Origin of the sequence: Amycolatopsis sp. NBC_00355, from assembly GCF_036104975.1 — a bacterium.
In the GTDB taxonomy this organism is placed as follows: domain Bacteria; phylum Actinomycetota; class Actinomycetes; order Mycobacteriales; family Pseudonocardiaceae; genus Amycolatopsis.
On the sequence record NZ_CP107982.1, the window covers coordinates 8,675,333 to 8,691,867 of the forward strand.

Genomic DNA, 16,535 nt, shown 5'->3' on the forward strand with positions numbered 1-16,535 from the left:
GCGGATACGTCCGTTCGTACGTACATTCGCGCGCAGCCGGAGGGGTACTTGTCAGCATTGCGCATGCGTGCCTCGTGAACTTGTCACGAAGATGACAAGAAATCGGTTTCCCTTCGAAGGTGTGACACGTTCCGGGCTAGTTTTTCGATGTGTCCGGTGTCACCCCGCACCAGGCGCGGGGTGCTCGGCCGCGCGTGGGCGGGGCCTCTGGGGCGGAGCAAAGGAGCTGCGATGTCGGTGGAGCGCGGATTCGAACACCCTGCGCAACCCGCCGCACTACCCCGCAAGCTCGCCGACATCCTCCGCCCGGAGCTCGCCAGCCTCGCCGCCGAGATCGTCGACGAGATCCGCGCGACCATCCCGGCCTACGCCCGCCCGCTCGACGGGCCCTACGGCAAGTCGATCCGGGCCGGCGTCGAATACGCGATCACGCTGTTCGTCGCGCAGATCGCCGACCCGACGGTCTCGAAGGAACAGTCCCACGACGTCCACCACCGCCTCGGGCAGAACGAGATGCGCGAAGGCCGCAGCCTCGACACGCTGCAGTCGGCCTACCGGGTCGGCGCGCGGGTGTCGTGGCGGCGGATCATGCGCGTCGGACGCCGCAGCGGCCTCTCCTCGGCCGTGATGTCCCAGCTGGCCGACGCGATGCTGGCGTTCATGGACGAGCTCGCCTCCGTCGCGCTCGACGGTTACCTGGAAGCGAAGGCGCGCACGGCGGGAGCGCTCGACACCTGGCGCCGCAAGCTGCTGCACCTGATCCTCGAGACGCCGCCGGCCTCACCCAAGGCGATCGCCGAGCTGGCCCAGCTGATCGGCTGGACGGTCCCGACCGACGCCACCCCGGTGGCCGTCTGCCCGGCCGACGGCGTCGCCCCCGCCCGCCGCCACGCGGGGCTGGACGCCGACGTCCTCGCCGAGCTCGACACCCCCGACCCGAAACTGGTCGTTCCCGGCCAGCTGGGCAGCGCGCGCCTGGCGACGCTGCAGGTGGCGCTACCGGACTGCCGCCTCTCGATCGGCCCGTGCGTGCCGCTGGCGTCGGTCGCGGATTCCCTGCGCTGGGCCCGGAACGCGCTGCAGCTCGCCGAACGCGGCGTCCTGGTGCCCCGCCCGGTGCTGCGGGCCGAAGAACACCTGGCGACGCTGCTCGTCAACTCCGACACCGGCCTGGTCGGCACCCTGCGCCACCGGTTGTTCGCCCCGCTGGCGGACATGACGGGCAAACAGCAGGAGCGGCTGCTGGAGACGCTGCGCGCCTGGCTGGACAGTCAGGGCAACGTCGTGGAGATCGCGGAACGCCTCGGCGTCCACCCCCAGACGGTCCGCTACCGCATGCGCCAGCTGCAGGCGACCTTCGGCGAGAGCCTCCGCGACCCGGGCGCCCGGTTCGAGATGGAGCTGGCGCTGCGCGCGGGCGCGGCGCCGCTACCCCTGCACTACGCGGCCCCCGGCCTGCTGCCGATCCCGCGGACGGGCGCGATCCGTCCACAGTGGACGTCGAGCTAGCCGATCGGCATCGTGGGCGCGAAGCCGGTGTTCTGGCCCGAGGCCGGCGTGCAGACCACGGTCGGGCCCGAGGGAGCGCCGTCCGGCCGGTGCAGCGAAAGGATCAGTGCCAGCCGGTCGGCGTGGAACGTGACGGTTCCCGACGCGGCCGCCTTGTGCACCTGCCGGCCGCCGCCGAAGTCGATCACCACCGGGTCGGGACCCCACATCGCCGGTACGTCCGTCGCGGAGACGGTCGACGAGCGCGGCGCGTTGGCCGCCTCGACGAACGCCGCGGTGAAGCCGCTGTCGAGGCCGTCGCTGCCGCCGGCGGCGAGGTTCGCGTGGGCGGCCGGGGACAGCGTGACGCGGCCGGAGACGTCGGAAATCCGGAAAGTGGCGCCGGGGGCGACCGTGTCCGGGCCGGTGAACTGCTGCACCAGGGTGACGCGCTGCAGTGAGGTGTCCGGGAACTTGCAGTCGTAGGCGAGCGGACCGGCGTGGTACACCGTGCTCGCGTGCGCCGACCCGGTGAGGACCGCCGTGGTGGCCAGCGCCAGGACCGCGGCCGGTGCGAAGCGGGTGGACACGGTGTCCTCCTAGGTGATCGGGACGCTCGGGGAGAACGCCGTGTTCTGGGCCGGGCTGGTGACCTCGAGCGTGCAGTTCGACGTCCAGGGGACCCACGTTCCGTTGGCACGGTGGAACTCCAGGGCCTCGGTGACGGCCGGACCCAGCGTGAACCCGACGGCGAACGCCGCACCGGCCGTGAACACCTGGGGCGAACCGGTCACGGAGAAGGTGGTGATCGGCTGGGCCGGGAAGCCGCCCGCGATCGTCCCGGACGCCGGAGTCGCGCCCGAAACGGCGAACGTCGCGGCGATCGAGCCGCGCACTTGGTCGTAGCCGGCCGCGGCCAGCAGCGAGTGCACCGCGGCCGGGAAGACCTGCGTGAGCGACGGCGTGACGGTGAAAGCCTGCCCGGTGTGGGGATCGGTCACCGAGAGGTGGGCCGTCAGCGTCGCCGGCTGCGGCGGGATCCCCGGGTACGTGCAGGTGTAGGTCAACCCGCTCGTGGCGGTGATCGTCGTCGCGTTCGCGGTCGCCGCCGTCACGCCCGTGACGAGCAGAGCCGCCGCGACGGCCGTGCCGATTCCCCTCATGGGTCGCCCCTCAGTTCGGTTTCCTGACCGCCTTCTGCGTGTTCTGGGTCTTCTGGGCCGTGGCGCCGCCGGGCGAGGGCGGGTTGGAGCCGTCCGGGCACTGGGTCTGGTCGGGTTCCACGCAGGGCACCAGGTTGTAGGTGTCGACGAACGCCTGGTTGCCCGGGCCGGAGCTCATCCCGGTGAGCAGCGGGTTCAGGTCCTGGCCGCCGGCGCCGCAGCCGCGGAACGCCGGCAGCACGAAGCCCTTCTCCGGGTCGGTCCGGATGTGCCCGACGCTGAACGGGTCGTACGGGCCGCTCAGGTCGAGCGACACCGGCTCGGCCGTCACGCAGTCGGGGCCGAGGTCGAGCGGGACGCCGTTGACCTTCGCCTCGCTCAGCCGCGCGATCACCGACAGCTGCGTGTCCAGCACGGGCTCGCCGGTGACCGGGTCGTCGTGCAGGCCGCCGGAGATGTCGATCAGCTTGCTGTCCCGGTAGTCGAGCGGCAGGAACTCGATGGTCGCCGTCACCGGCACGAACCCGAAACCGAGGAAGGTGGCCGTGGCCGGCTTGAAGACGGTCGACCCGGTGACCTTGCGGTCGACGATCTCGCCGGTGTCGGGGTCGAGCGCCAGGATGAACAGCCCGTTGATCAGGAAGGCGGGATCGCTGACGACGGTGGCGCCGAGCTTGGCGACGGTCGACGTCGTCAGGACGCTGACCAGCGCCAGCGGCGTGGGGATCTCCAGGGGCGGAACCGGGTCGTCCAATGTGGACACTCCGCCGGGGCCGGTCTGCTGCTTCTGTTTGGTGCCCGGAGTGGTGGTGGCCTTAGGCAGGACCAGGATCTTGCCCAGGGTCGCCGGCTGGCCGGGGTCCAGGGTGCAGGCGATCCCGGGCGCGGGCTGGGTGCTCGCGGTCGCGTCCGGCGGCGGGACGGCGGCCAGCGCGAGCGTCGGCGCCGTGACGTCGAGGGTGACCGGGCCGATGGTGTTGATCGCGATCCGCGGCACGGCCCCGGTCGCCGTCAGGGTGACGTCGCCGGTCTCCGGCAGCGGGGTGGCCGCCACGGTCAGCGGGACCGGGACCTTCTCGGCGCGGTCGCTCTGGTGCACGGAGATGTTCGTGGCGACGGTGCCCTGCAGCGATCCCGCCGTGGCACCGGCGGGCAGGAGGGTGAGCGCGACGTCGCGGGGGAGCGTGAACTTCGCGGAGAAGTCGCTGATCGTCGCGGCGGAGCTGGTCTTCGCCTGGGCGGGCAGTGTCGCCGACGTCTCGACCGTGAGCGCGCGCGAGCCGATCGGGTCGGCGAAGGGGCAGGTCACCGAGACCGACGCCGTCGCCTTCGTGTCCGGCGGGACCGCCGGGGCGGGGGCGGCCGAACCGACTCCGGTCAGCGCGCCGTTCGCCGCGGACAGCAGGCCGGCGGCCGCCAGCGCGGACACCGTGACGGTGCGGGGCCGGACTCGACGTGGCATCGGGTTCCTCGGGTGGTTCGGGAGCGGGACCGGGAAGTCCCGGTGCGGGCCCGTCGAGGGGGCCCGCACCGGGACACCGGATCAGGAGACGGTGATGCTCGGGCTGAACGAGGTGTTCTGCACCGGGCTCGTCGCCTTCAGGGTGCAGCTCATCGCCCACGGCGTCCAGGTGTTCGTGGACTTCTTGTGGAATTCCAGTGCCGCCGACAGCGAGCTCGTCAGCGACAGCGTGGCGGTGCCCGCGGCGGACGGCGCCGTCCAGTTCGGGATGCTGGACGTCGCGACCTGCGCGATGTTCACCGTGATCGCCCCGCCGGTCGGGTAGATCACCTGCGGGATGTTCAGCCCGGTCGCCGCCGGCTGCGACAGCGTGCCCGAGGACGCGCTGACCGGCACACTGGCCGTGCCCCGGATGCCGTCGTAGCCGACCGCGGTGAGCAGTGAGTGGACGGTCGAGGAGATCGTCGCGGTGCCGTTCACGTTGCTCGGGGTGACGGTGGTGCTGTGCACGACCGAGTTCGGCGCGTCCAGGTGCGCGACGACCGCGACCGGCTGCGGCGAGATGCCCGGGAAGGTGCAGTTGTAGGTGACGGGAGTCGTGCCGCCGGCGGTGTAGGTGATCGTCGCGGCGGAAGCGACACCGGCGGTCAGCACCGCGATGGCGCCGATGGCGGTCGCGGTGGTGGCGATACCGGCGGACAGCCTGCTGAGTCGGGACATGGCTTCATCTCCTTTGATTCAGTTCAGTCTCGGCTTTGGCTGATCGATTTTCTCGCCGCCGCGCCCCCATCGCGTTCACCGACCCCATTGCCCCGGGTGGCGGGACGCGATTCACCGGCGTGCGAGGTGGAGGTCCATCTGCCGAAATCGAGGCTACTCGCCAGTTCAGTACGGAACAAGACTTCGTCCTTGCGTGGGTGAGGCCCCGCGCGGGAGTATCGATTTCTTGTGCGCGTCGGCGCAGCATCGCCGAAGGATTTGGCGGATTGTGACAAAGAGCGGTCGCGACGGCGAACCGCTGTGCCGAACGGTCTACCATTTGTGATCTTGCCGGGCAATGCCGGATAACGAAACCGGAGAAATGAGGCTACCGTGCCGGGTACTTCCCGTTGTGGACGGGTATCACTGAAGGGAGCCGCATTCGCGGTGGCCGTGGCGACGACCGCTTCGTTGTGCGCGTCGCCCGCGTACGCGGCCGGTGTCGGCGGCGTCATCGGCTGGGGCAAGCCGGACTTCGACGTCACGATCCCGCCGCCGGCGACGCTGGACGGGGTCACCGCCGTGTCGGCGGGCAGCACGACCGCGCTGGCGCTGAAGGGCGGCGCGGTCCTCGCGTGGGGCGCGAACAACTGGGGCGCCAACCAGATCCCCGCGGCGGCGACGTCCGGGGTCAGCCAGATCGCCTCCGGCTGGGGGCACGAACTGGCCCTGAAGAACGGCAAGGTCCTGGCCTGGGGCAACAACTGGTACGGCCAGACCACCCTGCCCGCGGCGGTGGGCAGCGGCGTCATCGCGATCTCGGCGTCCAACATGCACAGTCTCGCCCTGAAGCAGGGCGGGCAGGTGATCAGCTGGGGGACGCGGACCGACGTGCCCGCGGCCGCGCAGTCCGGCGTGAGCGCGATTTCCGCCGGTGGTGACCACAACCTGGCGCTCAAGAACGGCGGCGTGCTGGCCTGGGGGAGCAACATCTACGGCCAGGCGACGGTGCCGGCCGGCCTGTCGTCCGGGGTCACGGCGGTCTCCGCCGGGTACCAGCACAGCCTGGCGCTGAAGGGCGGCCGGGTCTACGCGTGGGGCCGGGACAACTACCTGCAGGTCGACGTGCCGCCGGAAGCCCTGTCCGACGTCGCGGGCATCGACGCCGGGTTCAACCACAACCTGGCGTACAAGACGAACGGGGACATCGTCGTCTGGGGCTCGAACATCGTCGGGGAGTCGTCGCCGCTGACCTGCGGCCCGGTGTTCGCGGTGTCCGCCGGGGACAACGACAGTTTTGTGCTGAAGACGGATCCGAACGCGGCTTGCTGAACCTGCGGGTGGCGGGCCCGGAAGCCCGCCACCCGCGGCCGGATCAGGTGGCGTCGTTGGCGAGGTCGAGCGAAATCGTGTTGCCCGGCCCGGAAATCAGGGCGCCGAGCGCGATGTCGGCGATGAAGCAGTTGCTGAACTCCGGGATCGTGTAGGTGCCCTTGACGGTGATCGCGGGCGCCGTGATGTCGATGTCCTGGGCGCTGAGCGTCAGGTCGAGCGGGGTCTTCGTCTTGCAGCTGCCCGGCACGGTCGGCAGCGGGATGATCGGCACGATCGGGCCGGCCCAGATGTCGTAGATCTCCATGTTGGCCTTGGCCTTGGTGACCAGGTTGCCGTCGGCGATCGTGCCGGTGGCCGGGCCGAGCGGCGTGACCTTCACCTTCGCCTTGATCCGGAAGATCCCCGACAGCAGGGAGATGTCGGCCTGCGCCGGCGGCAGCGCCAGGTCGGCGCTGAGGCCGACCGACCCGGTCTGGTCGTCGATCAGCAGGTTGCCCTTGAGGCTGCCCGGGCCGAGCTTCAAGGCGCTGCCGGTCTTCTTGACCGTGGTGGAGCCGGTGACCTTGTAGGACACCGCGATGGGAATGATGTCGGCCGACGCGGGTGTCACGGCGACCCCGGTCAGGACGACGGCCGCCGCCGACGTGAGCACAGCCAGTCTCTTCAGCTGCGTTGCCACGGACATAGTTGTTCTCCCTTGCGATTTTCCCGGCCGGTTCCGGATGCTTCCGGAACCGGTGAAGTGCGCTATTCGGTGGAACGGCGTCAGCGCGGTTCGAGTTCGGTGACGACCCAGCCGTCGCCGGTGTGTTCCGCGGTCACGGAAAGCTGAGCCGCGGCGCTGTCGGTCGCATTGTTGTCGGCGCGAACGGCTGATTGATCGAGAAAGACGAGTAACCGCGCGTGACCATTCCGGAGATCCTGCACGGCGATCGCCGAAACGCGAGAGGTGAGCACCAGTTTCTGTGCCGGCGCTTTCTCTCGGACCTGGGCGAAGAGCTTGTCGTAGGAATCCTTGGCCGACCCGCGCAGGACCGCCGCGGCGGCCTTTTCGGTGACGTCGGTCTTGTCGTAGGAATAAGAGAAGATCCGGTTCATGGCCAGGGTGACGGCCGAGGTGACGTCGGCGGTCGCGCCGACGTCGGTGAGGGCGAGGTTGTCGGCGGCCGGGTTCCCCGAGGCGGACCGCGCTTCGAAGGTGAACCAGACGCCGGCGCCGGTCAGCAGGACGGCGGCGGCGAGCAGGAGCGCGGGCAGCCGCAGCCAGGCCGGCCGCGGGGTCGGAGCGGCACTTTCACGTGAAAGTGCCGCTTCGGCGGAGTCCGCTTCGTCCGCATCAGCTGCCTCGGGGACCACATCGGAGTCGCCGGAGTCGTCGGTCTCGGTCTCCGTCTCGGTGGCGACAGCGTCGGCGTCGGTCTCGGCGTCGGCTTCGGGCTGGGTGACGAGGTCGCGCTCGTCGGCTTCGTCGATCGCCGTGATCTCTTCCGTGCGGCTCATCACGCACCCACCGGCAGCTGGTCGAGCGCGCTCAGCTTCCAGCCCTCGGGCGTCCGGCTCAGCGCGGCCGCGAAGCGGTTGCGCTTGACCGCCGGGGCCGTTCCCTGCTTCGCCATCGTGATCTCCACCGAGGCCAGGAGCTTCGCGGTGCCCGCGTGCTCGTCCAGCTCGCTCAACGCCGCGTCCAGGACGCGGCCCGTCGCCACCGTGGCGTTCGCCGCGAGGGTCTTCTTCGTCGTGTCGTCGGTATGGGCCAGCTGGTCGTGCAGCGGGCCCGTAGACGCCGCCAGCCAGCGGCCCAGGCCGCCGTCGACGTCGTGGTAGTCCAGGCTGCTCAGCTCCGCCACCAAGGTCCGGCCGCTCGACAGCGCGTCGTCACGGGCGGCGCCGTAGGTCAGGGCCGGGTCGTTCGACGCCGAATACCACGCGTAGCCCGAGCCGCCCGCGAACACCGCCGCGGTCGCCACCAGCACCCAGGGCAGATACTTCACCGCAGCCACAGCATCTCCTCGAGGCTCGTCGACGTCGCCTGCGTGCCGAGCCCGAGCGGGCCGGTCAGCCCGCCCGGCAGGGCCGGGGCCGGCACGGCCGGGTGCGGCGCGTTCTGCGTGCCGCGCACCGAGCTCTCGTTCCCGTACGGCAGCGTGCACGCCGCGTCGGTCCGGAACGGCAGCGGCGAGACGTCGGTGCTCGGCCGGTGCGGCGTGCCCTCGTAGCCCTGCCGGCACGGCGGCGGGTTGTCGAAGTTGAGCACCAGCCCCATCCGCAGCGCGTCACCCTGGTCGTTCAGCGCCGAACCCACGGCCGCGACGGCCTTGGGCGTGTTGACCAGCAGCTGCTGCTCGGCGTCGGTGCGGGTGGCGAACACCCGCGACGTCGTCAGCAGGTTGGCCAGCAGGATCGGCAGGCCCGGGTCGTTCTCCTTCATCAACGACGAAAGCTCGGTCGCCGCGGGCGGCGCGGTCGCGATCAGCCGCCGCAGGTCGCCGTCGGAACTCGCCAGCTGCTGGGCGAACACCTTGGCGTTGCTGCTGAACGAGCGCCATTCGGCGGCGGAGTCGACCTGGGTGCGCAGCACGGTCGCGCCGTCGCCGATCAGCTTCGACGTCTGCGGCAGGTGCGTGCTCGCTTCCTGGGTGAACGTCGTCGCCGAGTCCATCAGCGTCTGCAGGTCCGGGCCGGCGCCGCGCAGGGCGTCGTCGAGCTCGTTCACCACCGTGCGCAGGTCCTGCGTCGGCACCGACGCGGTGAACGAGTCCAGGTCCGTCAGCAGGTTGTTCACCGGCAGCGGCAAGGTCGTCGATTCGCGCCGGATCACCGAACCCTGCGCGAGGTAGGGCCGGTCGGAGGTGCGCGGCTGCAGGTCGACGTACTGCTCGCCGACCGCGGACCGGTTCGCCACCACGGCCTGGGAGTTCTCCGGGATCGGCGGGGCGCCGTCGTCGATCAGCAGGTCGGCTTCGGTGCCGGTGGTGGTGAGCCGGAGCTCGCCGACCCGCCCGACGGCGACGCCGCGGTAGGTCACCTCGCCGTTGGTGAAGAGGCCGCCGCCTTCGGCGAGCTCCAGCTTGACCGTGTAACTGCCGGAGCCGAACAACCGGCCGAGACCAGCGTAGTTGGCGCCCACGAAAGCCGTGGTCGCCAAGGCGATGATCACGAACAGGATCACCTGGATCCGCACTCTGCGCGTCAGCATCAGCGGCCTCCGGAGACGCGGGCTTCGCCGCTGGGCAGCGGGAGCGTCGGCAGACCGGGCGGAACACCTTGGCCCGGGTCGGGCAGCGGCACCCCGGCCGCCGGGATCATCGACGTGTAGACGTTGATGTAGTCGCCCTTCACTGCCGGGAGCACGGAGTCCGGGAAGGGGAACGTCGGCAGCATCTGCAGCGACTGCGGCAGGTTGTCGCCGGCCTTCGCCAGCTGCCCCAGGATCGGCGCGAGCGCCCGCAGGTCGGCGACCATGTCGTCGCGGCTGCGGTCGACGACGTCGGTGGCCACCGTCGAAAGCCGGTCCAGCGACTGCAGCATCGAGACGAGCTGCGTGCGCTGCTCGCTCAGCGACTGCAGACCCGGCGTCAGGTCGGTGAGCGCGCCGGACACCTGCTCGTGGCGGTTGGCCAGGGTCGCCGACAGCCGGTTCAAGCCGTCGAGCGCCTCGGTGATGTCGGAGCGGTGCGCGTCCAGGTCGGTCATCAAGGTGTTCACCCCGCCCAGGAACGAGCGGATCTGCTCCTCGTTGCCGTCCAGCACCTTCGACAGCTCGCGGTTGATCGTCTGCAGCTGCCCGATCCCGCCGCCGTTGAGCAGCAGCGACAACGCGCCGAAGATCTCTTCGAACTCGGGGTTGCGGTTGGTGCGGTCCAGGGTGATCGTGGCGCCGTTCGCGAGCCGCGGGCCGCTCTGCGCGGCCGTGGTGTCGTCCGGTGGCGCCAGCTCGACGAACTTCTCGCCCAGCAGGCTGGACTGGCGCAGCCGCGCGACGGCGTTGGCGGGCAGCGCGACGTTGCCGTTGACCTCCAGTACGGTCTCGGCCGTCCAGCCGTCGTCGCCGAGCCGGATCTCCCGGACGCGCCCGACCGGGACGTCGCCGACCTTCACCGCGGCCTGCGGCACCAGGTCGAGGACGTCGGCGAACTGCACGGTGACGTCGTAGGGGTGGTCGCCGACGTCGGCGCCACCGGGCAGCGGCAGGTCGTAGACACCCTTGAACTCACCCGCGGAACAGCCGGTGAGCAGGAGACAGCCGACGGCCGCGGCGGCGAGGGCCCGCTTCATCGCCCACCCCCGTTGGTGTAGACGTCCCCGGTGAGCGGCAACGGCAGCGACTCCTGGTAGTAGTCGAGGTTCGCGCGCCCCATCAGCCGTCCGGTGTTCGGGTCGACCGCGTTGAGCACGTTCGTCACGGCGAGCGGGATGGCGTCGAGCGTGCCGGCCAGTGACGCGCGCTGGTCGACGAGCGTCTGCGTGGTCGTCACCAGGTTGTCCACATTGGCCTTGAGCGCGCCGCGGTTGTCGCGGATGAACCCCTGGATGTCACCGAGCGCGCGGCCCAGGCCGTCGAGGGCGTGGGCCAGCTCGCCGCTGTTGGCGGCCAGCGTGCTCGACACCTGCGAGAGCTGCTGGTTGACGCTGCTGACCTGCTGGTCGTTGGTCGAGAGCATGGTCGTGAACTGCTGGAGCTCGTCGACGGTGCCGAAGAGGTCGCCCGAGTTGCCGGCCAGCGTGCGGGCGAGCTGGGCGAAGTTCTTGACGCTGTCGTTGAACGCCTGGCCGTTGCCCTGCAGGTTGTCCGCGCCGGTCTTCAGCAGGTCCGACAGCGCGCCCTGGGAGTTCGCGCCGTTCGGGCCGAGGGCCTTGGTCAGCGAGTCGAGGCTGGCGTAGAGCTGGTCGAGCTCCACCGGCGTCGCCGTGCGCTGCACCGGGATCGACGCGCCGTCCGGCAGCCGCGGCCCGCCGCGGGCCGGCTTGGCGAACTGGACGTAGCGGTCGGCGACGACACTGGGTGCGATGACCAGGACGGTCGTGTCCTGGGCGACACCGACCGAGCCGTCGACGGTCATGTCGACCTGCACCTGCTCGCCGCGCGGGGTGACGGCGTCGACCTGGCCGATCCGGACGCCGAGCACGCGGACGTCGGAGCCGGGGTAGACGCCGACCGCGCGGGAGAAGAACGCCGTGACGTGGTGCTGGCCGCTGCCGGCGAACACCCACCACAGCGCGGCCGTCACGACCAGCGCGAGCAGCAGGGCGGCGGCGATGAACCGGCTGGTCAGGACCCCGGCCCTGGTGGTGGTCAGCGCGCTCACTTGGTCCCTCCCGGGTTCTTCGGCGGGACGCACGGGTCGTGGTTCTCGGGCAGCAGGCCGCAGAGGTAGGCGTCGATCCAGCGGCCGTTGCCGGTCGTGTTGGTGACGACGCGGAAGTACGGCCCGGCCAGCTGCAAGCCCTTGGTCAGGTTGTCGTTCTGCCGCTTGAGCAGGTCGGTCACCTGCTTGAGGGCCTCCAGCGCCGGCTTGAGCTGCGCGGTGTTGTCCTGCACCAGCCCGCTGAGCTGGTCGGCCAGCCGGGCCGAGCCGGTGAGCAGGTCGTGGATCGCGTCGCGGCGCCGGTTCAGCTCGGTGAGCAGCAGGTTGCCGTCGTCGATCAGCTTCTCGAAGTCGTCGTTCGAGTTCGCCAGGGTCGTGGTCAGCGTCCGGGCGTTGGCCAGCAGCTCGGAGATCTGGCTGTCGCGGCTCGACACCGTCTTCGACAGCTGCGAAAGGCCGTCGAGCGCGCTGCGGACGTGCTCGGGGGAGTTGCGGAAGGTGTCCGACAACGTGGTGAAGCTGTCGGCGAGCTGCTTGGTGTCGATCGAACCGACGGTGTTCGCCAGGCCGTTGAAGGCGTCGGTGACGTCGTAGGGCGTGACGGTCCGGGTCCGCGGGATCGCCTGGTCCGGGTTCTGCACGGCGTCGCCGCTCGGGTCCAGCGCGAGGAACTTGCGGCCCAGCAACGTCTTGATCTTGATCTGGACCGACGTGCGGTCGCCGACCCAGGCGTCCTTGACCCGGAACGACACGAGCACGTGGTCGTCGGCCAGCTCGACGTCGCGCACCTCGCCGACCTTGATGCCGGCGATCCGGACCTCGTCGTCCGCCTGCAGGCCGGCCGCCTCGGAGAACTCGGCCTCGTAGGTCGTGCCGCCGCCGACGATCGGCAGGTTGTCGTAGTTGAACGTGATGGTGAGCAGCGCGGCCAGCGCGACGCTGCCGATCACCCCGAGCACGAGCGGGTTGCGCTCCTTGAAGGACTTCACGACTCACACCTCGGCGTCGGGACGTACACACCGCGCTCGGGCGTGGTTTCCAGGGTGGCTCGGCAGAGGAAGAAGTTCATCCACGAGCCGTAGGAGGCGACCCGGCCGATCTCGGTGAACTTGACCGGCAGGTTCGTCAGGAAACTGTCCACATCGGACTGGTTCTGGGCCAGGTTCCCGGCGACACCCTGCAGGCCGGCGATGCTGGCCTTGAGCGGCGGGCGGGCCTGCTCGAACAACCCGGCGGTGGACTGCGTGAGGTCGCCGATGCCGCTGATGGCGTCGCCGATCGCGGCGCGGTCGCCGGCCAGGCCGGACACCAGCTGCCGCAGCGTGGAGACCAGGTTCGCGAGCGCGTCACCCTTGCCGTTGACCGTCTTCAGGACCGAGTTGAGGTTCCCGATCACCTCGCCGATCACCTTGTCGCGCCCGGCGAGCGTGGTCGTCAGCGAACCGGTGTGGGCGAGCAGGCTCTCGACGGTGCCGCCTTCGCCCTGCAGCACCTGGACGATCTCGCCGGAGAGCTCGTTGACGTCGTTGGGCGAGAGTGCCTGGAACAGCGGCTTGAAGCCGTTGAACAGGTCGGTCAGGTCGAGCGCGGGTGTCGTGCGGCCCAGCGGGATCTCGCCGCCCTCGGGCAGCAGGTCCCGCGTCCCGGTGGTGCCGCGTTCGAGCGCGATGTAGCGCTGCCCGACCATGTTGCGGTACTTGATGACCGCGTGGACGTCGGCGGGCAGCCGGCGGCCGCTGTCGAGGGAGAACCCGATCCGCGCCCGGTTGTGGTCGCTGATGTCGAGGGATTCGACCTGGCCGACGCGGACGCCGGAGATGCGCACGTCGTCACCGACGTTGAGCGAAGTCGCGTCGAGGAACTTCGCCGAGTACGGCTTCGCGTCGCCGAGGCCGGAGTTCGTGATGGAGATGGCCAGCAGGGTCGTGGCGAGCGCGGTGACGACGATGAAGATGAGGCTCTTGATCAGCGGGGAGGCGATGTTCCTCACTTGAGCTTCACCTCCGTGCCGCGGTAGAGCGGCCCGACGAGCACGCTGCTCCACCCGGGCACCTGCGCGTCCGGCACGCCGATCGACGGCGCGACGAGCGTGGCGAGCAGCTGCTGTTCCTGCGGCGAGTTCGCGACGCCGAGGTCACCCTCGCCGCCGGGCAGCAGCGGGTGACCGGTGGCACCGGGGGCGGCCGCGGCGGTGCCGGCGGTCGGGGCGACGCCGGAGGGGTAACAGCGGGGCTCGCCGCCGTCGGTGAAACGCGGGTCGTCCTTGCCGGGCAGGTACTTGCCGCTGTCGGCGGTCACCGCGACCTCGGCGTGCAGGCCCGGTTCGTTCGTGCCCGCGCCGAGCACCTTGTCCATGGATCCCCTCAGGGCGTTCAGCGAAGCGAGGGTGCAGGCGAAGCTGGGGGAGTACTTCGCGGCGATCTCCAGCGGCGCGCGGCTGTCGGCGGCCAGGGAGATGAGGTTGTCGTGGTTGTTCTGCAGGAACGTCGTGATCTCCTGCGACGACGACGTCACCTGCTGGTAGACCCCGGCGAGATCGGCCTGCTTCTCCTTGACCGTGTCGAGCGTGACGGCGGAGGCGGTGAGCGCGTCGAGCAGGTCGGGCGCGATGTCGCCGTACACCTGGGAAACCGTCGCCAGGTCCCGGATGTCCGAGGTGAGCTGCGGCAGGTTGGGGTTGAACTCCTTGAGGTAGCTCGCGGCCGTGTCGATCGTCTGCCCGAGCTGCTCACCGCGGCCCTGCAGCGCCGTCGACACCGCGGTCAGCGTCGTCGCGAGCTTCTGCGGCTGGACGGCCTTGAGCAGCGGCAACAGGTTGTCGAAGACGCGTTCCAGCTCGATCGCGTTGGCCGAGCGGTCCTGCGCGATGACGTCACCCGCGCTCAGGTGCGGGGCCCGGTCGCCGTCCGGGATGGACAGCTGGACGTACCGCTCGCCGAACAGCGTCTTCGGCACCAGCAACGCGGAGACGTCCTTCGGCAGCATGCCGACCTTGCCCGGCTCCAGAGCAAGCGCTATCTCCGCGCCTTCCGGCGTCGCCTTGACGTCGCGGATCTCGCCGACCAGCACGCCGCGGGCCTTGACCTGGCCGCCGGGGGAGAGCTGGTTGCCGATGCGGCTCGCCTTGAGCGTCACCGGCACCGTGGCGACGAAGTCCTTGTCGTAGACCTTGATGGACAGCGTGACCAGCACGCCCATCACGACCAGGAACAGCACCCCGGCGGTGCGGACCCCGGCCTTGCGGCGGGTTTCCCGTCTCATCCGGCCACCTGCACGGTGGTCGTCGCGCCCCAGATGGCCAGGGACAGGAAGAAGTCGAGCACACTGATCGCGACGATCGCGGTGCGCACGGCGCGGCCCACGGCGACGCCGACCCCGGCCGGGCCGCCGCTCGCGCGGAAGCCGTAGTAGCAGTGCGCCAGGACCACGACGATGCTGAACACCAGGACCTTCCCGAACGACCAGAGCACGTCGCCGGGCGGCAGGAACAGCAGGAAGTAGTGGTCGTAGGTGCCCGCGGACTGGCCGAAGAACCACACGGTGATCTGCCGCGACGCGAGGTAGCTCGAGAGCAGGCCGATCGCGTAGAGCGGGATGACGGCGAGGAAACCGGCGATCACCCGCGTCGTCACCAGGTACGGGACGCTCGGGATGCCCATGACCTCGAGCGCGTCGATCTCCTCGGAGATGCGCATCGCGCCGAGCTGCGCGGTGAACCCGCAGCCGACGGTGGCGCTCAGTGCGAGGCCGGAGACGAGCGGCGCGATCTCGCGGGTGTTGAAGTAGGCCGAGACGAACCCGGCGAACGCCGACGTGCCGACCTGGTTGAGGGCGGAGTAGCCCTGCAGCCCGACGACCGTGCCGGTGGCGACGGTCATCCCGATCATCACGCCGATCGTGCCGCCGATGACGGCGAGCGCGCCGCTGCCGAAGCTGACCTCGGCCAGCAGCCGGACGACTTCGCGCAGGTAGCGGCGCAGCGCGCGCGGGATCCAGGCGATCGCGCGCAGGAAGAACAGGATCTGGTCGCCGAGGGTGTCGAGGAACCCGAACCGGCGGTCGACGGCTTCGCGCACCCGCGCGGTCTTGGGGACTTCCGTGGTGGTCACGCTCAGCTCCCCTTGGGCGGCACGAGTTGCAGGTAGACGGTGGTGAGCACCAGGTTCAGCACGAACAGCAGCAGGAACGTGATGACCACGGACTGGTTCACCGCGTCGCCGACGCCCTTCGGCCCGCCCTTGGGGTTGAGCCCGCGGTAGGAGGCGACGACCCCGGCGACGAAGCCGAAGATGAGCGCCTTGATCTCACTGATCCACAGGTCGGGCAGCTGGGCGAGGGCGGAGAAGCTCGCCAGGTACGCGCCCGGGGTGCCGTGCTGCATGACGACGTTGAAGAAGTAGCCGCCGAGCACGCCGACCACGCTCACCATGCCGTTGAGGAAGACCGCGACACCCATCGCGGCGAGCACCCGTGGCACGATCAGGCGCTGGACCGGCGAGACACCGAGCACCTCCATCGCGTCGATCTCCTCGCGGATGGTGCGGGAGCCGAGGTCCGCGCACATCGCGCTGCCGCCGGCGCCGGCGATGAGCAGCGCCGTCACGATCGGGGCGGCCTGCTGGATGATGGCCAGCACGCTCGCCGCGCCGGTGAACGACTGTGCGCCGATCTGCGTGGTGAGCGACCCGATGTGCAGCGCGATGACCGCGCCGAACGGGATCGACACCAGGGCCGTCGGCAGGATCGAGACGCTCGCGATGAACCAGAACTGCTGGATCAGCTCCCGCGTCTGGAAGGGGCGCCGGAACGTCAGCTTGACGACGTCGAGGCCGAGCGCGTAGAGCCGCCCGGTCTGCCGCAGCGCGGCGGCCCCGGGGAACGACGTCGTCGTCGTCCGTTCGGCCATTCGAGTGCCTCCCCAGTGTTTCGCGGGCACGACGAATACACCCGAGGTGAGTAAATGAGACTGGTCCGAACGGGGTACCTAATGTCGGCCATTCACGGTCTCGGGGGTCACCGTGCCGTTTCCTACTGGTCGGTACGCTAACCACGGCCCTGCTGGGAGACAAGAACTTGAGCATG

Annotated in this window: 17 protein-coding genes; 2 read left to right on the top strand and 15 right to left on the bottom strand. The window is 70.3% G+C overall.

What is annotated here, in order from left to right; all coding sequences use genetic code 11:
- The first annotated feature begins 231 nt into the window (after positions 1–231).
- Complete coding sequence (locus OHS18_RS40090; protein WP_328443503.1) at positions 232–1,509, top strand: PucR family transcriptional regulator; 1,278 nt, start codon at positions 232–234, stop codon at positions 1,507–1,509.
- Here the strand turns inward: OHS18_RS40090 and OHS18_RS40095 are convergent.
- The 4 genes from OHS18_RS40095 to OHS18_RS40110 all read right to left on the bottom strand — a co-directional run bounded on the left by OHS18_RS40095 (position 1,506) and on the right by OHS18_RS40110 (position 4,833).
- Positions 1,506–2,078 carry a DUF6801 domain-containing protein gene (locus tag OHS18_RS40095; RefSeq protein ID WP_328614310.1) on the bottom strand — a complete coding sequence of 191 codons (573 nt, stop codon included), beginning with the start codon at positions 2,076–2,078 and terminating at the stop codon, positions 1,506–1,508. The genes OHS18_RS40090 and OHS18_RS40095 overlap by 4 nt on opposite strands.
- Positions 2,079–2,087: 9 nt before the next feature.
- Entirely contained in the window at positions 2,088–2,651 is a 564-nt protein-coding gene (locus OHS18_RS40100) for a hypothetical protein (RefSeq protein ID WP_328614311.1), read from the bottom strand.
- A gap of 10 nt (positions 2,652–2,661) precedes the next feature.
- Positions 2,662–4,113, bottom strand: coding sequence for a DUF6801 domain-containing protein (locus tag OHS18_RS40105; RefSeq protein ID WP_328614312.1), 1,452 nt, complete (start codon positions 4,111–4,113; stop codon positions 2,662–2,664).
- An 81-nt stretch (positions 4,114–4,194) separates the two neighbouring features.
- A complete protein-coding gene (locus OHS18_RS40110) occupies positions 4,195–4,833 on the bottom strand; it encodes a DUF6801 domain-containing protein (protein WP_328443495.1) in 639 nt (212 codons plus the stop codon).
- A 426-nt stretch (positions 4,834–5,259) separates the two neighbouring features.
- Here OHS18_RS40110 and OHS18_RS40115 point away from each other — a divergent pair, with 426 nt between their 5' ends.
- A complete protein-coding gene (locus OHS18_RS40115) occupies positions 5,260–6,144 on the top strand; it encodes an RCC1 domain-containing protein (RefSeq protein WP_328614313.1) in 885 nt (294 codons plus the stop codon).
- A 43-nt stretch (positions 6,145–6,187) separates the two neighbouring features.
- On the opposite strand, the gene OHS18_RS40120 is transcribed toward OHS18_RS40115, so the two are convergent.
- The 11 genes from OHS18_RS40120 to OHS18_RS40170 form a co-directional block, all read right to left on the bottom strand.
- Positions 6,188–6,832 carry a hypothetical protein gene (locus tag OHS18_RS40120; protein WP_328443491.1) on the bottom strand — a complete coding sequence of 215 codons (645 nt, stop codon included), beginning with the start codon at positions 6,830–6,832 and terminating at the stop codon, positions 6,188–6,190.
- Positions 6,833–6,912: 80 nt separating this feature from the next.
- Positions 6,913–7,647, bottom strand: a complete 735-nt coding sequence (locus OHS18_RS40125; RefSeq protein WP_328443489.1) for a hypothetical protein — start codon at positions 7,645–7,647, stop codon at positions 6,913–6,915.
- Positions 7,647–8,147 (bottom strand): hypothetical protein, encoded by a 501-nt coding sequence (locus tag OHS18_RS40130; RefSeq protein ID WP_328614314.1) that lies wholly within the window; start codon positions 8,145–8,147, stop codon positions 7,647–7,649. Before OHS18_RS40130 ends, OHS18_RS40125 begins: the two co-directional genes overlap by 1 nt.
- Entirely contained in the window at positions 8,135–9,343 is a 1,209-nt protein-coding gene (locus tag OHS18_RS40135) for an MlaD family protein (RefSeq protein ID WP_328614315.1), read from the bottom strand. Before OHS18_RS40135 ends, OHS18_RS40130 begins: the two co-directional genes overlap by 13 nt.
- Positions 9,343–10,422, bottom strand: coding sequence for an MCE family protein (locus OHS18_RS40140; protein ID WP_328614316.1), 1,080 nt, complete (start codon positions 10,420–10,422; stop codon positions 9,343–9,345). Before OHS18_RS40140 ends, OHS18_RS40135 begins: the two co-directional genes overlap by 1 nt.
- Positions 10,419–11,453 carry an MCE family protein gene (locus OHS18_RS40145; RefSeq protein WP_328614317.1) on the bottom strand — a complete coding sequence of 345 codons (1,035 nt, stop codon included), beginning with the start codon at positions 11,451–11,453 and terminating at the stop codon, positions 10,419–10,421. Before OHS18_RS40145 ends, OHS18_RS40140 begins: the two co-directional genes overlap by 4 nt.
- Positions 11,450–12,442, bottom strand: coding sequence for an MCE family protein (locus OHS18_RS40150; RefSeq protein WP_328443480.1), 993 nt, complete (start codon positions 12,440–12,442; stop codon positions 11,450–11,452). The genes OHS18_RS40145 and OHS18_RS40150 overlap by 4 nt, the downstream gene beginning before the upstream one ends.
- On the bottom strand, positions 12,439–13,443 hold the full coding sequence (locus OHS18_RS40155) for an MCE family protein (protein ID WP_328443478.1): 1,005 nt from the start codon (positions 13,441–13,443) through the stop codon (positions 12,439–12,441). Before OHS18_RS40155 ends, OHS18_RS40150 begins: the two co-directional genes overlap by 4 nt.
- Positions 13,440–14,714, bottom strand: a complete 1,275-nt coding sequence (locus OHS18_RS40160) for an MCE family protein (protein WP_328614318.1) — start codon at positions 14,712–14,714, stop codon at positions 13,440–13,442. Before OHS18_RS40160 ends, OHS18_RS40155 begins: the two co-directional genes overlap by 4 nt.
- Positions 14,711–15,562 carry an MlaE family ABC transporter permease gene (locus OHS18_RS40165; RefSeq protein ID WP_328443474.1) on the bottom strand — a complete coding sequence of 284 codons (852 nt, stop codon included), beginning with the start codon at positions 15,560–15,562 and terminating at the stop codon, positions 14,711–14,713. The genes OHS18_RS40160 and OHS18_RS40165 overlap by 4 nt, the downstream gene beginning before the upstream one ends.
- Positions 15,563–15,564: 2 nt before the next feature.
- The gene (locus tag OHS18_RS40170; protein ID WP_328443472.1) at positions 15,565–16,359 is read right to left on the bottom strand and encodes an MlaE family ABC transporter permease; all 795 of its coding nucleotides are present in this window, start codon (positions 16,357–16,359) and stop codon (positions 15,565–15,567) included.
- Positions 16,360–16,535: the final 176 nt, after the last annotated feature.

Coding starts and splice junctions, on each gene's coding strand:
- OHS18_RS40140 (WP_328614316.1), bottom strand. CDS start 10,422: ATGAAGCGGGCCCTCGCCGCCGCGGCCGTCGGCTGTCTCCTGCTCACC.
- OHS18_RS40170 (WP_328443472.1), bottom strand. CDS start 16,359: ATGGCCGAACGGACGACGACGACGTCGTTCCCCGGGGCCGCCGCGCTG.
- OHS18_RS40125 (WP_328443489.1), bottom strand. CDS start 7,647: ATGAGCCGCACGGAAGAGATCACGGCGATCGACGAAGCCGACGAGCGC.
- OHS18_RS40120 (WP_328443491.1), bottom strand. CDS start 6,832: ATGTCCGTGGCAACGCAGCTGAAGAGACTGGCTGTGCTCACGTCGGCG.
- OHS18_RS40100 (WP_328614311.1), bottom strand. CDS start 2,651: ATGAGGGGAATCGGCACGGCCGTCGCGGCGGCTCTGCTCGTCACGGGC.
- OHS18_RS40110 (WP_328443495.1), bottom strand. CDS start 4,833: ATGTCCCGACTCAGCAGGCTGTCCGCCGGTATCGCCACCACCGCGACC.
- OHS18_RS40160 (WP_328614318.1), bottom strand. CDS start 14,714: ATGAGACGGGAAACCCGCCGCAAGGCCGGGGTCCGCACCGCCGGGGTG.
- OHS18_RS40105 (WP_328614312.1), bottom strand. CDS start 4,113: ATGCCACGTCGAGTCCGGCCCCGCACCGTCACGGTGTCCGCGCTGGCG.
- OHS18_RS40090 (WP_328443503.1), top strand. CDS start 232: ATGTCGGTGGAGCGCGGATTCGAACACCCTGCGCAACCCGCCGCACTA.
- OHS18_RS40135 (WP_328614315.1), bottom strand. CDS start 9,343: ATGCTGACGCGCAGAGTGCGGATCCAGGTGATCCTGTTCGTGATCATC.